Genomic DNA, 15,112 nt, shown 5'->3' with positions numbered 1-15,112 from the left:
GCGGTATAGCAGAGCGGCTCCCATGACGGGCGACCTGGCACTCCGGAGCCCGTCATGCCCATAACCGTTGGCATCCTGCCCAACCCGGCCTCGGGCCGTGACCTGCGGCGGCTGACCGGTAATGCCGCCCTGACCTCCAGCACCGACAAGGCCGGGGTGGTGATGCGCCTGCTGGCCGCCTTTGGCGCCACCGGCGTGGAGCGGGTGCTGCTGCCGCCGGACATGACCGGCATCGCCGCCGCCGTGCTCAAGGCCAGCGGCAGCCGTCAGGCCCGCGAGCAGCACTGGCCGGAGCTGGTGTTTCTCGATCTGCCGCTCACGCAAACGGTGGATGACACCCGCCGTGCCGCCAGGGCCTTACTGGCCCAGGGCGCTCGGGTGATCGCCGTGCTCGGCGGCGACGGCACCCACAAGGCGGTCGCCGCCGAGGTAGGCGACCTGCCGCTGCTGACCCTCTCTACCGGCACCAACAACGCCTTTCCGGAATTGCGTGAGGCCACCAGCGCGGGGCTGGCCGGCGGCCTGGTCGCGGCCGGCCGGGTCGACCCGGCACTCGCGCTGCGACGCAACAAGCGGCTGCGGGTGGAAGTGCCCGAGCGCGGCCTTCGCGACTGGGCGCTGGTGGACGTGGCGGTCTGTCGCCAGGCCTATATCGGTGCCCGCGCGGTGACCCAGGTGGAGGATCTCGCGGAGGTTTTCACCACCTTCGCCGAGCCCTGGGCCATTGGCCTGTCGGCCTTGTGCGGCCTCTGGCATCCGGTCGCGCGCAGCGCCCCCCATGGCGGCTGGGTGCGGCTGGAGCCCGAGGCTCCGGCGCAACTGACCGTTCCCCTCGCCCCTGGCGTGCTGGCCCAGGCCGGCATCGCCGCCAGTGGCTTGCTCCTGCCCGGCGAACCCCGGGCGCTGTCCCTCGCTACCGGCACCTTGGCGCTGGACGGCGAGCGGGAAATCGAATTCGGCCCCGAGGAGCGTCCGCAGGTGACGCTGGACCTCGACGGCCCCCTGAGCATTGACGTGGAGCGGGTATTGGAGCTGGCGGCGCAGCAGCGCCTGCTGGTCCGCCGCCTGCCCGCGTCGCCCCTCGGCAATCCTGGAGAACAATAAGATGAGCGAGAACCCCAGCGTCGAAAACCTGAGCCATGCCTACCGGGTGATGCGCACCATCCGCGCCTTCGAGGAGCGGCTGCACGTGGAATTCGCCACCGGCGAAATTCCCGGTTTCGTCCACCTCTATGCCGGCGAGGAGGCCTCGGCCGCCGGTGTCATGGCCCACCTGGGCCATGAGGACAGCATCGCCTCCACCCACCGTGGCCACGGCCACTGCATCGCCAAGGGCGTGGACGTCTACGGCATGATGGCCGAGATCTACGGCAAGAAGACCGGGGTCTGCCAGGGCAAGGGCGGCTCAATGCATATCGCCGACCTGGAAAAGGGCATGCTCGGCGCCAACGGCATCGTCGGGGCTGGCGCGCCCCTGGCCGCCGGCGCTGCCCTGGCGGCCAAGCTCAAGGGCAGCGACGCCGTGGCCGTGGCCTTCTTCGGCGACGGCGGCTCCAACGAGGGCGCGGTGTTCGAGGCGATGAACCTGGCCTCGGTGTGGAACCTGCCGTGCATCTTCGTCGCCGAGAACAATGGCTACGCCGAGGCCACCGCCGCCAACTGGTCGGTGGCCTGCGACCACATCGCCGACCGCGCCGCCGGCTTCGGCATGCCCGGCGTGACGGTGGACGGCTTCGACTTCTTTGCCGTCCATGAGGCCGCCGCGGCTGCCGTGGCCCGTGCCCGGGCCGGCGAAGGCCCCTCGCTGATCGAGGTGAAGTTCACCCGCTACTTCGGCCACTTCGAGGGCGACGCCCAGACCTATCGCGATCCGGACGAGGTCAAGCAGGCCCGGGAGCAGCGCGACTGCCTGATGCAGTTCCGCGAGCGGGTGACGCGCTCCGGCCAGCTCCAGCCCGCCCTGCTCGACAGCATCGACCAGGAGGTGGAACAGCTCATCGAAGACGCCGTGCGCAAGGCCAAGGCCGATCCCAAGCCCGGCCCGGAAGACCTGCTCACCGACGTCTACGTCACCTACGCCTGATCGGAAAACAACAAGGAGCGCCACCATGGCCAGAAAGATCAGCTACCAGCAAGCCATCAACGAAGCCCTGGAACAGGAGATGCGCCGCGATCCCACCGTCTTCCTCATGGGCGAAGACAACGCCGGGGGCGCCGGAGCGCCTGGCGAGCAGGATGCCTGGGGCGGCGTACTCGGGGTCACCAAGGGCCTCTACCACAAGTTTCCCGGACGGGTGCTGGACACCCCGCTGTCGGAGATCGGCTACGTCGGCGCGGCGGTAGGCGCCGCTGCCCGCGGCACCCGGCCGGTGTGCGAACTGATGTTCGTCGACTTCGCCGGCTGCTGCCTGGACCAGATCCTCAACCAGGCCGCCAAATTCCGCTACATGTTCGGCGGCAAGGCCGTCACCCCGCTGGTCCTGCGTACCATGGTCGGCGCGGGCCTCCGCGCCGCGGCCCAGCATTCGCAGATGCTGACCTCCTGGTGGACCCATATCCCCGGCCTCAAGGTGGTCTGCCCGGCCACCCCCTACGATGCCAAGGGCCTGCTGATCCAGGCCATCCGCGACAACGACCCGGTGATCTTCTGCGAGCACAAGCTGCTCTACGGCATGCAGGGCGAGGTGCCCGAGGAGTCCTACGCCATCCCCTTCGGCGAGGCCAGCTTCCTGCGTGAGGGCGACGACGTCAGCCTCATCACCTATGGCCGCATGGTGCACCTGGCCATGGAGGCCGCTGCCAACCTGGCGCGCCAGGGTGTTTCCTGCGAGGTGCTGGACCTGCGCACCACCAGCCCGCTGGATCGCGACAGCATCCTGGAAAGCGTCGAGAAGACCGGCCGCGCGGTGGTCATCGACGAAGCCAATCCGCGCTGCTCGGTGGCCACCGACATCGCCGCCCTGCTTGCCGAGCAGGCCTTCGACGATCTGCGCGCCCCGGTGCAGCTGGTGACGGCGCCGCACACCCCGGTGCCCTTTTCCGATGCCCTGGAAGACCTCTACATCCCCGACGCGGCCAAGATCGAGCGCGCCGTGCTGAAGATCACCCAAGGGAGGCAGGCCGCATGAGCCAGATCCATACCCTGACCATGCCCAAATGGGGCCTGTCCATGAGCGAAGGCCGGGTCAACGCCTGGCTCAAGGCCGAAGGCGACAGCATCACCAAGGGCGACGAGGTGCTCGACGTCGAGACCGACAAGATCAGCAGCAGCGTGGAGGCGCCCTTCTCCGGCACCCTGCGCCGCTGCCTGGCGCGGGAGGACGAGACCCTGGCGGTAGGCGCCCTGCTGGCCATCGTGGTGGAAGGCGAAGCCAGCGACGCCGAGATCGAGGCGGTGATCGCGCGCTTCCAGGAAGACTTCGTACCCGGTGGCGAAGACGCCGCCGACGCCGGTCCTCAGGCGCAGCGCATCGAGCTCGACGGCCGGCCGCTGCGCTATCTGGAACGCGGCGAAGGCGGCCTGCCGCTGGTGCTGATCCACGGCTTCTCCGGCGATCTGGACAACTGGCTGTTCAACCACGAGGCGCTGGCCGCCGAACGCCGGGTGATCGCCCTAGACCTGCCGGGCCATGGTCAGTCCGGCAAGGGCCTGGCCAGCGGGGACCTTGCCGAGCTAGGCGCTGCGGTGCTGGCCCTGCTCGACCATCTGGACATCCCCCGCGCCGTGCTCGTCGGCCACTCCATGGGCGGCGCCGTGGCCCTGCAGCTGGCGCAGACCGCGCCACAACGGGTTGCCGGCCTGGTCCTGATCGGCAGCGCCGGGCTGGGCCAGGACATCAATGGCGCCTACCTGGAAGGCTTCGTCGCCGCCACCAGTCGCAACCAGCTCAAGGGACCGGTCAGCCTGCTGTTCAGCGATCCTGGCCTGGTGACCCGGCCACTGCTGGAGGACCTGCTCAAGTACAAGCGCCTGGAAGGCGTGGACCAGGCCCTGAATCGACTGGCCGGCACGCTCTTCCCCAATGGCCAGCAGGCCCAGGTGCTGCGCCAGGTACTCGAAGGGGATCTGCCCGCCCTGGTGATCTGGGGCAAGGCCGACGCCATCATTCCGGTCCAGCATGCCCAAGGCCTGCCGGAAACCGTTCAGGTCGAGATCCTGGAGGGCCAGGGCCATATGGTGCAGATGGAGGCCGCGGACCGGGTCAATGCCCTGATCCAGGCCTTCCTGCCCCGCTGCGAACGCTAGAGGAGCCTCATGATGAAAGCAGCCCGTTTCCATGCCGCCCGCGATATCCGGGTGGAAGACGTCCCGGCCCCCGACGCGCCGGGCCCCACCCAGGTACTGGTGAAAAACCAGTACTGCGGGATCTGCGGCACCGATCTGCACGAATACCTTGGCGGTCCCATCTTCATTCCTACCGCGCCGCACAGCTACACCGGTGGCAAGGTGCCGCAGATCCTTGGCCACGAGTATTCCGGCGTGGTGGAGGCCGTGGGCAGCCAGGTGACGTCGGTGAAACCCGGTGACCGGGTCTCCATCCAGCCCATGGTGTCGCCACGCGACGATTACTACGGCCGCCGCGGCCAGTACCAGCTCAGCGAACAGCTGGCCATCATCGGCCTGTCCCATCCCTGGGGCGGCATGGCCGAGTACTCCCTGGTGGAGGACTACAACGCCATCCCCATGCCGGACGACCTCAGCACCGAGCATGCGGCGCTGATCGAGCCCACGGCGGTGACCGTCTATGCCACTCACCGGGGTGGCGTGAAGCCTGGCGACAGCGTACTGGTGGCCGGTGCCGGGCCCATTGGCCAGCTGCAGGTCATGGCCGCCCGCGCGGCGGGTGCCACGCGGATCTTCCTGGTGGACCTCAACGACAACCGGCTGGAGATGGCCCACCGCCTGGTGGAGGGGCTCATCACCCTGAATCCCGGTAGCACCGATGTGCTGCGCGAGATCCGCGCCCGGACGGCGGGGGGCGTGGGGGTGGATGTGGCCTTCGAATGCGTGGGTGCCGAGGCGCCACTGGGACTGTGCCTGGAAGCCGTGCGGCGCCAGGGCGTAGTGGTCCAGGTGGGGATGCAGGGCAAGCCACCGGCGCTGGATGGCTTCACCCTGACCTACAAGGACGTCGACCTGCGCGGCTCCTGGTGCTACTCCACGCTGATGTGGCCCCAGGTGGCAGCCCTGATCGCCAGCGGCCAGCTACCGGCCGAGAAGGTCGTGACCCGCCATATCGCCCTGGACGACGTGGTGGAACAGGGGTTCGAGGCTTTGCTGGACAAGGCCGGCACCCAGCTGAAGATCCTGATCGAGCTCTAGCGCTTACCACGCGGTCGGCGGGGGCCGCCGTGTGGGCTTTTACGGCCTTACTGGAAGGTCGTCGCGGCGAAGCTGGGGCGCGCCATGAGCCGCCGATGAAAGGCCACCAGCCGAGCGCGGCCCGACCAGTCGATCTCTGGCAGGCGAAAGCTCAGGTAGTCCAGCCCGACGGCTACGAGGTAATGGCTGAAATCGAGGTCTTCCGCGTCACGCTCCGGATGTTCTTCCAGGCGCGCCAGTAGGCGCTCGATGGCTGCCAGCCGCCGTGCGCCGAGCACGGACCCATCCTGGCCCGCGCCGCCATGCTTGCGGGCGATGACGGTGCCGAAGGCCGCGTCGATCAGGCCCTGGCCCAGGCCGGCCAGTTGCAGCCGCTCGGCCGCAAGCGCGGCACCGCCGCCCAGCTGGTGCAAATGGACGCAGATCAGCAGAGTCTCGCTGAGGGCGATACCCTCGTCGGTGATCAGCACCGGCACCTTGTTGGCCGGGTTTGCGGCCAACAATTGCACGTCTTCGTTCCAGGGGTCACTCCATACCAGTGCCAGTCGCTCGCCAAAGCCGGCTTCGAGGGCGGTGACGCGCGCGGCGCGGGCATAGGGCGAGGTCTGGTTCAGCAGCAACTGCATGGCGGACTCCTTGACACGGGCGGGCGGTGAAAGGGGCCCGCCCGTATAGCCGCTCCCGTGCGCCTTCAGCGCGGCCGGGTCACGGTGAGGACGACGGCGGCGATGCGATCGGTATGGGCGTAGACGCCCGCCTCCAGCTCTTCACCGAAGACATCCGGATCCAGTTCGCGATAGCGCCAGGCCATGTCCTGACCGTCCAGGCGGGTGCGGACTTCTTCGAGGAAGGGATCTCGACCGTCGACCATGGCGACACCGGTATAGAGCAGCAAGGTGCCGCCCGGTGCCAGGCGCTGCAGCGCCGTGTCGAGGATGGCCAGGGACAGGCCAGCCCCGAGGGGACCACCGCCATGGCGATAGGCACGCTCACCGGGATCGACCAGATAAGGCGGATTGGACAGGATGAAATCGAAGTCGCCGGCCACATCGTTCAGCAGATTGCTGTAGCTCGCGCTGACATTGTCGGCCCCGGCCAGCTCGGCGTTGGTCCGGGTCAGCGCCAGGGCGCGCTCGTTGATATCCACCGCCAGCACCTCGGCATCGGGCCGCGCCAGGGCGACCAGGATGGCACCCGGACCGGCACCGCTGCCGATGTCCACGGCGCGGCGGATGTCGGCGGTGTCGAAGCGCAGCTGGGCTTCCAAGGCATTGGCGTAGCGATAGGTGTCAGGGCCGAAGAACACCGCATCGGCTTCTTCGGTGGGATAGGCGGAATGCACGAACAGCTGGCCGCCCAGGCTCGATACCCGCACCCGACTACGCCAGCCGCCCGGCACCGCGGTCAGCAGCTCGGCCGCCGCCAGGGTATCGACGAGAGATCCGGGCAGCAGCTCGGGGGAAAACGGCCGGCTCCAGCCGAAGATGCCCTGCAGATCCTGCGCCCAGGCGTTGCCGGGCCGGGCATTGACCCGCGCGTGGGAGGCCGGGGTGGGCGTGATGAAGTGGTAGTCCGCCGCACGCAGCGTCTCGATCAGCAGTTTCAGGGCAGCGGCCGCGTCAGGGCTGGTCGCGGTTCGTTCGGGATGTTCCATGGCCGTCACGGGTGGTTCCTTCAATGACAGTCGAAATGAAAAAGGACCCGCGAGGGTCCTTGAATAGGGTCAGCCTAACAGGGAGACGAACAGTCGCGTCGCCAACAGGCCGGCGCGGCTGTGATGGCGTGCCGGTGACAGCTGCTCCACCAGCAGGGCCATGGCGGCCGCGCGGCTGGGCTGGCTGGCCAGACGCTGCTCCAGCGCGACCTCATCGCTATCGAAGTCGCTCGCCTGGGCCTTGCTCGCATTGGCCGCCGTGCCCTGCTCGGCTTCCAGCGCCGGGCACAGGCGCTCCTGCTGACGCTGGCGAGCGCGAAAGCTCACTTCCCGGCGTGGCAGTACCGCCACCCGCTCGGCGGCAGCCTGGTTCCGGGCGCCGCTGTGCACGAAGTCGCCAGCGATCCAGTCGTGGATCAGCTGTTGCTCGTAGGCAGTGAAGACGCCGAACATCTCGGCGCGCTCCCCCTGGATCAGGCGCCAGAAACGACTGTTGGCCGGATCTTCATGACGCTTGATCCAGCCCTGCTCCTGCATGACCTGAAGGAAATCGGGAATCTGCGAGGGATCGGTTAACCAGTCGCTGACACTGCGGCCACCGATGCGGCAATAGTCCGAGTGCACATAGCGCCCAACGGTACTCTTTTCCGCCAGCACCTCGATCACCGCCTGCTCCAGATCGAAGCTGCCGATCACCGACGTAGTGCCGGCGCCCAGTTCGTTGAGCAGATAGCCCTGCACCACGCGCTGGTAGAAGGCGGTGCGGCCTTCGGCAGGCATGGCATCGTGCACCGCCTGTAGCGCCTTGCGCGCATGACCGGTGCCGGCATTGTCGACGGTAACGTGAAGGGTGAAGTAATAGGGGTCGATACCCAGTTCGTTGAGCTCGTAGGAGGTGATCAGTAGGTGCAAGGGCAACTGCTCGTAACCCAGATTGAAACCGAGCACCTCGGGCAGGTAGTGATCGGCGTGGTAGGCCAGGGCCAGCTGGATCGCGCCCTGGACATAGTGGTCGTCGCTCAGCTGCGAGAAATCTTCACAGCCATGGCTGGCCAGCAGCTTGCGATAGAGCACCACATGATTCTTGTCGGGCTGACCGTCACCCAGTTCTTCGAGATAGATCTGGATGGCCGCGCGATAGCGCAGGTCGTCCCAGTGGGCGAGCGTGCCATAGAGCCAGGCGCCATCGACCAGCTTGGTAGGCGCCACGCCACGCAGGAAGTACAGCGCATGGGCCTTGCTGCCAAAATAGCGTCGCGGCGCGCCAGCCTTGCGGGCTGCCAGATAGTCCTGGTACTGAGCGCCGACCCGGGCGTTGTTCTCCAGCACCCAGGCTTCCAGCGCCTCGGGATCCGCCGGGAGGTCGGCCTTCATGGCACTCACGGCCTGCAGCTGGTCATCGAGATAGTGCCGCGCCCGCTCCCGCGCACCACCGCTGGGTTTTTCCACCAGCAGCTCGCGATAGAGCGACTTGGCGGGTTCCAGGGCGACGGGAGTCGACCCAGGGCGCTGGCCGGTTACGGCTCTTGTAGTGGTCTGCATAGAGGGCACATCTGGCAGCTGATGAATACCCTATTCGGCCTGCAGGCCCCAGCTTGGTTCCGACCGGCCCAGGCATGCGGGCCGGCCGTCTCGCTTGAGGCCGTCAAACGCCTACGCTTGCCCGGCCTGCCATTCGTCGGCGAACGCCCCAATCGGCTGACCTGCCCTGCTTTCACCGACAACACGGCGACGGGTGACCGGACGACAGGCCTCAGTTCCTGCCGTACCAGGCCGATAGCCTGACAATTAGTACGACCTCCAGGCCCTGCCCATGTCCCCTGCCGATTCCGACGTCGATCTTCGCGCCCTCCTCGATTCGATTCAGGAGTTCATCGTCGCCAAGGACGGTCAGGGGCGCTGGTTGTTCGTCAACCGCATCGTGCTCGAAGCCTATGCCATGGTCGGCTTCGACTACGTCGGCGTCACCGACGCCGAGTTGATCGAGCGCTTTCCCGCCTTTGCCGAGGCGTTCGTCTACAACATCCGGACCGATGAAATCGCCTGGCAGAACGCCGCGCCCACGCTGGTCGAAAAGTCCTTCATGGGCCCCGATGGACGCATCAATACCTGGGAAGTGGTCAAGACCCCGCACTTCGACGCCCAAGGCGAGCGCCGGCTGCTGACCATCGTCAGCCGCAATGTCACCGAGCGCAAACTGGCCGAGACAGCCCTGCAGGAGAGTGAAAGTCGCTACAAGTCCCTGGCCTATCTGGATGCCCTGACCGGGGTGGCCAACCGACGCAGCATTCTCGACCAGATCGCGCGCCATAGAGCCAGTGATGCCAACAGCCCCTGTGCCCTCTTCTACCTGGACCTAGACTGCTTCAAGGCCATCAACGACGAATTCGGCCACGAGTTCGGCGATCTGCTACTGGTGGCCTTCGTCGCCCGGGTGACGGCCTGCTTGCGTCAGGGGGATCTGCTCGGCCGCATCGGCGGTGACGAATTCATCGTCTTCCTGCGCGATACCTCGCCCGCTGCCGCCCTGTCCATGGCCGAGCGCCTGTGCCGCGCCCTGCAGGAGTCCTGGCAACTCCAGGGCGTCACCTTGAGGACCACCTCCTCCATCGGCATCGCCCGCTGCACCGATGGCAGCCTCAGTGTCCATGAGCTGATCCGCCGGGCGGACGCCGCTCTTTACCAGGCCAAGCGAGCTGGGCGCGCGCGGGTCGTGCTGGACGAGGCCTAGAGTCGTTCCGTGGGCTGGGCCCGGATCAGGATCTCGCGCTGCCGGAAGGCCGTTTCCAGCTGGCGGCGATAGCCGTCCCACCAGGCCCGATCCAGGGCCTCGGTCATCACTTCGTAGACCAGCAACTCATCGTCCTCGACCTGATCCGCCTCGTCCTGGCACAGGCCTTCGACCGGAGCCCGGCTGAAGGCCGTCAGGCCGCCAAAGCGCTCGACCAACACCTGGCGTACCTCCTGAAACAGTGCATCCGGCAGACGCTGGCCGTCATTGTCGTTGAGGGGTAACAGTAATTGGACGAGGTACATGGCCGTCTCTCCTGGGGTATTGGCTGCAGACCCTGGCGCACCCCGGATGGGTTCCCTCCCGTTGGTCCTGCAGCCCCTGCCCGCCAGCCGCCCGGAAACGAAAAGGCCCTGCCGAGACGCTCTCGGCAGGGCCTTTCACCACCTTTGCGTCTGGATCAGACCGAGAAGCGGCCAACCAGGCGATTCATGTCCACCGCCAGGCGCGAGACCTCGTGAGCGGCCGCGGCAGTCTGGTGGGCACCGGCCGAGGTCTGGATCGAGAGGTCACGGATGCTGACCAGGTTCTGATCCACCGAGCGGGCGACCTGGGCCTGCTCTTCCGACGCCGTGGCGATGAGGAAGTTGCGCTCGTTGATCTCGGTGATCGAGCGCGCGATCTCTTCCAGGGCGGCGCCTGCTTCATTGGCGATCTTCAGGGTAGCGTTCGCCTCGTCGCGGCTGCGCTGCATGGCCTGGACAGCTCCTTCCGAACCGCTCTGGATACCGCCGATCATCTGCTCGATTTCACGGGTGGATTCCTGGGTCCGGTGGGCCAAGGCGCGTACCTCATCGGCGACCACGGCGAAGCCGCGGCCCTGTTCACCCGCCCGGGCGGCCTCAATGGCCGCGTTCAGCGCCAACAGGTTGGTCTGCTCGGCGATCCCGCGGATCACGTCGACCACGGTGGCGATACCCTGGGCCTGCCCGGCCAGCGCGACGATCTGCTCGCTGGTATGGGATACGGTACCGGTCAGCGAGTGAATGGCGTTGACGGTTTCGGTGACCCGCGCCGCGCCCAGACCGGTCGACCGCTCCGACTGCTGCGCCGAGGTCGAGGCCGAGGCGGCATTGCGGGCCACTTCTTCGACAGCCGCGGTCATCTCGTTGACCGCGGTCGCCGCCTGTTCCACTTCGCTGTTCTGCCGCTGCAGCCCGCGGCTGCCCTCTTCGGTCACCGCGTTCATCTCTTCGGCCGCCGAGGCCAGTTGCGTCGAGGCCTCGCCGATGTGGCTGACGGTATCGCGCAGGGTCTGCTGCATCTGCACCGTGGCCTGCATGAGCTCGGCCATCTCGTCGCGCCCCTTTACCTCGGCAACGACCCGCAGGTCACCCTCGGCGATACGGCGGTTGATCCCGAGTACCTCGCGCAGCGGTTGCAGGATGCTGCGGGTATAGAGCACGGCCAGCACCACGGTCAGGGCCACGGCCACGGCCGAGATCAGGCCCAGCAGCCAGAGGTTGCGGCTGTAGGTATGGGTCGCCAGTGCGCCGGCCTGTTTGGCCCCGCGCTGGTTGAAGTCGCCCAGGGCCACGATCTTGTTTTGCAGGTCGTTGGTCAGCGGGCGAATGTTGGCGTTGATGAAAACGGTGCCTGCGCTGGCGGGTTGGGTACGGGCGATGCTGAGGATCTCATCCAAGCGCGCATCATAGGCCTTGACCCCGGTCGAAACAGCGTCAGCTAGGTGCTGCTCTTCCGGCGAGGCAACCAGCGCCTGATAGTCCGCCACTGCCTGTTGCAGGTCGCCGCGGGATTGGGCGATGGTCGCGGCAGCGGTCTGTTTCATCTGCTGGTCTTCAGAGGCCACCATGCGCAGCGTCTCCAGGCGCAACCGGAGCACCAGGGTGTCCATCTTGCCGGTCTGGGCGATGCTGGCCATCCAGTTGGTTTCAACGTCCTGTTCGGCGTTGTACAGCGAATTCAGGCCCAGGGCCGAGGTGGCAGCAAGCACCAACAGCAACAGGGTGACGGTGGCAAAGCAAACGGCCGAGCGGGCCGACAATTTCAGGGTACGCATGGCGCAACTCCGAGAGGGAAAGGCAGGTTCACCCCTTCTGGTCGGCGGCCCAGGCGCCAGCTGAACCGCCACCCATCGCCGATCAGCGGCATTCACCGCCCCAGCCGCATGCTAGAGCAGGCGCGGGTTCCATGAGGTCGGACAGCTTCCCGACCACTGTGCATTCCTGGCAAATCGCCACCGGCGCTCAGGCTAGAATGACGACTTTCCGCCTTTGAAACCGACATGCCACCGCCGATCGCTCGCCCCAAGCGTCTGGTCCCCTTGCGCAACCGCCTGCTGGCGATCGCTCTCGCGGGGATCGTGCCCCTGGCCCTGGTGGCCGGCCTCGGTCTCTGGCTGCTGGTGCAGCACCAGCAACGCGAAACGGAGCAGCGGGCGCTGGAATCCAGTCGCCAGGCGGCGACCACCATCGAAATCGAATTGCGCCGTTCCGTGACCATCCTGCAGGCGCTCGCCGAGTCTCCCCTGCTGAACGAGAACCTCGACGACTTCGCCACCCAGGTCGGACGGGTATTGCCCCTGGTCCCGGGCTGGCGGACGGTATTGCTGGCCGCTCCCGACGGCCAGATCGTACGGCGGATCTCGGCCCACAATCGGGCACCTGGGGGCCCCCTGGCCGAACCGGACAGCTTTGCCGATGTGATCGCCCAGCACCGGCCGGTGATCGGCCAATTGGCCCGCGGACCCGCCGGGCAGTTCGCCTTTCCGATACGGGTACCGGTACTCCGCGACGGGCAGCTCAACTTCGTGCTGACCGCCGTGATGACGCCGGAAAGCATCAGAGCGGCCCGTATGACCCGCACCCTGCCGAAAGACTGGGTCGGCTCGGTGTTCGATCGCCAGGGTCTTCGCATCGCGCGAACGGCCTTGCACGAGGAATCCCTCGGCCAGCGGGCCTTGCCAGGGTTGACAGAGATCCTGGCGCAACCGGGTGACGAAGGGGTCGGCATTTCCCGTACCCGGGAGGGCCATGACGTCTACACGGCCTTCGTGCGCCTGCCCGATTCCGGCTGGACCATGACCACGGCCATCCCGACCGAAGAGGTGTCGGCAGCCGCCATCCGCTCCTTCACTCTCTATGGCGGCGGGCTGGTGCTGTCGGTGGCCTTCGCCTGGGCGGTGGCCCTGCTGCTGTCACGGCGGATCAGCCGCCCGGTGCAGGCACTGCAGAAGGCGGCCGAGGCCCTGGGTCAACGCCTGCCACCGGTACTGCCCGACAGCGATGTCCTGGAGGTCCAGCTGGCAGGCGAGGCGCTGCTGGCCGCCGCCGAAGCGCGCCGGCTGATCGAAGAGCAGCGCGACGACTACCTGCGTGGTCTGCAGCTGAGCCAGGGGGAGCTGCAGCTGCAGGTCGCCGACCTGGAGGTCCTCCAGCGGCTGAACCATCGCCTGCTGCAACTCCCTTCGCTGCCACAGCAGTTGCAGGAGATCCTGGATGTCCTGTGCCGCTTTCATCAGACGGCCTTCGGCTGTGTGTCCCTGGTCGAGGACGGCGGACCGCCGCAACTGTATTTCACCGCAGGCTTCGCGGCCGAGGACCACGCGCAGTTGGCCGCCCTGCCGCCCGAGGCCAGCGCCTGTGGCGCTGCCATTCGCAGCGGTGACCGAGTGGTGGCCGAACTCGCGGCCTCGACCGAATTCTCCGCCTTGGCGACCGTCGGCCGCCGCCTGGGCTTCGCCGCCGTGCATGCCGTGCCCCTGCGCAGCACCCTGCATGGCACCCTTGGAGCCATCACCGTGCACCTGCCGGCGGCCCGGACTCCTACGCCACGCGAGCAGCGACTCGCCGATCTCTGTGCCTCCAAGGCGGTGCTGGTGATCGACCGTGCGCGCAGCCAGGAAACCGCGCAGCGATCCCAACGACGCCTGCGGGTAGCCCTGGAGAGTTCGCAGGTCTGCTTTGGCATCGCCGTGCCCACACCGGGGGCGACCCTGGCCTGGGACTACCTGAATCCCATCGGCGCAGCGACCCTGGGTCTCGCTCAGCCGGAGGCCCACGGCAGCCTGACATGGGCCAGCGCCAGCATCCGGCAGCTCTGTCAGGAACGACTGGGCAGCGACACGACCTGGTCCACCGAGGTGCAGGGCCCTGACGTCGTGGATACCAGCAGCTGGCTACAGGTCAGCGCGACGCCGTTCGATGGCAACGTGGCCGTCTGGTTCCTCGACATCAGTACGCGCAAGCAGCAGGAACAGGCGCTGAGGGACATCGATCGGCAAAAGGACGAATTCCTCGCCATCCTCGCCCACGAGCTGCGCAACCCGCTGGCGCCGATTCGCCATGCGGCGGCGCTGATCGCGTCCCCGGCCGCCTCGCCCGAACAACAGCGTCGCAGCTGCCAGACCATTGATAGGCAGGTGGAGCGCATGGGCGCCCTGCTCAACGACCTGCTGGACATCTCCCGCCTCACCTTTGGCCGGATCACCTTGCACCCGGAGTTCGTCACGCTCCAATCCGTTCTCGCCGCAACCGCGGATGCGGCGCTGCCCCTGATGCAGGAGCGGGGGCAGGCCTTCGACCTGCAACTGCCCGAGGCGCCCATCTGGCTCTATGCCGATCCACTGCGCCTGGAGCAGATATTCCTCAACCTGCTGGGCAATGCGGCTCGCTATACGCCGGTGGATGGGCAGATCAGCCTGGCCGTCCGGGAGCGCGCCGACGAGGTCCGGGTGGAGATCGCCGACAACGGCATCGGCATAGCGCCGGAACGCCTGGATGCCCTGTTCCAGATGTTCGGTCAGGTCGACCCGCGGCTGACGGAGCGCTCGCCGGGGCTGGGCATCGGCCTGGCGCTTTCCCGGGAACTGGCGCGGCTGCAGGGGGGCGACATCACCGCCGACAGCGCCGGACTCGGCCAAGGCAGCCGCTTCACCGTGACCCTGCCGGTCACGGTCGCGCCGCCGTCCGCCCTGCCGGCAGCGCCCGAGCTGGAGCCCGCGGCCCCAGTCGTCCGCCGGATCCTGGTTGCGGACGACAATCCCGACATCGCCAACACCATCGCCGAACTGCTGGAGCTGGACGGTCATCAGGTGCGAATCGCCTACGACGGTCAGCAGGCCCTGGACAGCTTCCAGAGTTATCACCCCGACATCGTCATCTCCGACATCGGCATGCCGGGCCTGACTGGTCATCAACTGGCCCGGGCGATCCGCGAGACCGCCGCGGGCCAGGCGGTCAAGCTGATCGCCATGACCGGCTGGGGCCAGGCGCAGGACAAGGCCGATGCCCTGGCCGCGGGCTTCGATCATCACCTGACCAAGCCCGCCGACATGCAGACGCTCTATGAGCTGGTTGCCTCCTGATCGCGTGAAAGTCCGCGG

At 67.4% G+C, this 15,112-nt stretch carries 12 protein-coding genes and 1 pseudogene; 7 read left to right on the top strand and 6 right to left on the bottom strand.

The window, feature by feature from the left end:
• Positions 1 to 54 precede the first annotated feature (54 nt).
• Genes ACUCV0_RS21390 through ACUCV0_RS21370 form a run of 5 tightly spaced genes read left to right on the top strand, consistent with a single transcriptional unit; the run spans position 55 to position 5,323 of the window.
• On the top strand, positions 55 to 1,104 hold the full coding sequence (locus ACUCV0_RS21390; RefSeq protein WP_482213615.1) for an ATP-NAD kinase family protein: 1,050 nt from the start codon (positions 55 to 57) through the stop codon (positions 1,102 to 1,104).
• 1 nt (position 1,105) lies between these two features.
• Positions 1,106 to 2,083 carry a thiamine pyrophosphate-dependent dehydrogenase E1 component subunit alpha gene (locus tag ACUCV0_RS21385; RefSeq protein ID WP_059315076.1) on the top strand — a complete coding sequence of 326 codons (978 nt, stop codon included), beginning with the start codon at positions 1,106 to 1,108 and terminating at the stop codon, positions 2,081 to 2,083.
• A gap of 25 nt (positions 2,084 to 2,108) precedes the next feature.
• Positions 2,109 to 3,128: an alpha-ketoacid dehydrogenase subunit beta gene (locus ACUCV0_RS21380; protein WP_058791369.1), complete on the top strand. Its 1,020-nt coding sequence runs from the start codon at positions 2,109 to 2,111 to the stop codon at positions 3,126 to 3,128.
• Positions 3,125 to 4,246, top strand: coding sequence for an acetoin dehydrogenase dihydrolipoyllysine-residue acetyltransferase subunit (locus ACUCV0_RS21375; protein WP_482213614.1), 1,122 nt, complete (start codon positions 3,125 to 3,127; stop codon positions 4,244 to 4,246). The genes ACUCV0_RS21380 and ACUCV0_RS21375 overlap by 4 nt, the downstream gene beginning before the upstream one ends.
• 12 nt (positions 4,247 to 4,258) lie before the next feature.
• Positions 4,259 to 5,323, top strand: a complete 1,065-nt coding sequence (locus ACUCV0_RS21370) for a zinc-binding dehydrogenase (protein ID WP_313649080.1) — start codon at positions 4,259 to 4,261, stop codon at positions 5,321 to 5,323.
• Between the two features lie 47 nt (positions 5,324 to 5,370).
• Here ACUCV0_RS21370 and ACUCV0_RS21365 read toward each other — a convergent pair whose 3' ends face one another.
• The 3 genes from ACUCV0_RS21365 to ACUCV0_RS21355 all read right to left on the bottom strand — a co-directional run bounded on the left by ACUCV0_RS21365 (position 5,371) and on the right by ACUCV0_RS21355 (position 8,519).
• Entirely contained in the window at positions 5,371 to 5,949 is a 579-nt protein-coding gene (locus ACUCV0_RS21365) for a glutathione S-transferase family protein (protein ID WP_482213613.1), read from the bottom strand.
• A gap of 65 nt (positions 5,950 to 6,014) precedes the next feature.
• On the bottom strand, positions 6,015 to 6,977 hold the full coding sequence (locus ACUCV0_RS21360) for a methyltransferase (RefSeq protein WP_482213647.1): 963 nt from the start codon (positions 6,975 to 6,977) through the stop codon (positions 6,015 to 6,017).
• A 69-nt stretch (positions 6,978 to 7,046) separates the two neighbouring features.
• Positions 7,047 to 8,519 carry an iron-containing redox enzyme family protein gene (locus ACUCV0_RS21355; protein WP_482213612.1) on the bottom strand — a complete coding sequence of 491 codons (1,473 nt, stop codon included), beginning with the start codon at positions 8,517 to 8,519 and terminating at the stop codon, positions 7,047 to 7,049.
• 271 nt (positions 8,520 to 8,790) lie between these two features.
• Here ACUCV0_RS21355 and ACUCV0_RS21350 point away from each other — a divergent pair, with 271 nt between their 5' ends.
• Complete coding sequence (locus ACUCV0_RS21350; RefSeq protein ID WP_482213611.1) at positions 8,791 to 9,708, top strand: GGDEF domain-containing protein; 918 nt, start codon at positions 8,791 to 8,793, stop codon at positions 9,706 to 9,708.
• Here the strand turns inward: ACUCV0_RS21350 and ACUCV0_RS21345 are convergent.
• The 3 genes and pseudogenes from ACUCV0_RS21345 to ACUCV0_RS21335 form a co-directional block, all read right to left on the bottom strand.
• The gene (locus tag ACUCV0_RS21345) at positions 9,705 to 10,013 is read right to left on the bottom strand and encodes a hypothetical protein (protein WP_482213610.1); all 309 of its coding nucleotides are present in this window, start codon (positions 10,011 to 10,013) and stop codon (positions 9,705 to 9,707) included. The two genes, ACUCV0_RS21350 and ACUCV0_RS21345, sit on opposite strands and share 4 nt — an antisense overlap.
• Before the next feature lie 155 nt (positions 10,014 to 10,168).
• The gene (locus tag ACUCV0_RS21340; protein WP_482213646.1) at positions 10,169 to 10,957 is read right to left on the bottom strand and encodes a methyl-accepting chemotaxis protein; all 789 of its coding nucleotides are present in this window, start codon (positions 10,955 to 10,957) and stop codon (positions 10,169 to 10,171) included.
• A 66-nt stretch (positions 10,958 to 11,023) separates the two neighbouring features.
• Positions 11,024 to 11,788, bottom strand: a pseudogene (locus tag ACUCV0_RS21335) (MCP four helix bundle domain-containing protein); the annotation flags it as partial.
• Positions 11,789 to 12,013: 225 nt separating this feature from the next.
• Between ACUCV0_RS21335 and ACUCV0_RS21330 the strand changes: the two are divergent.
• A complete protein-coding gene (locus tag ACUCV0_RS21330) occupies positions 12,014 to 15,094 on the top strand; it encodes a hybrid sensor histidine kinase/response regulator (RefSeq protein ID WP_482213609.1) in 3,081 nt (1,026 codons plus the stop codon).
• Positions 15,095 to 15,112 lie beyond the last annotated feature (18 nt).

The organism is Pseudomonas sp. VMV1 (assembly GCF_056790235.1).
Note: the sequence above shows the minus strand (reverse complement) of the source record. Positions and strands in the feature narration are given on the sequence as shown.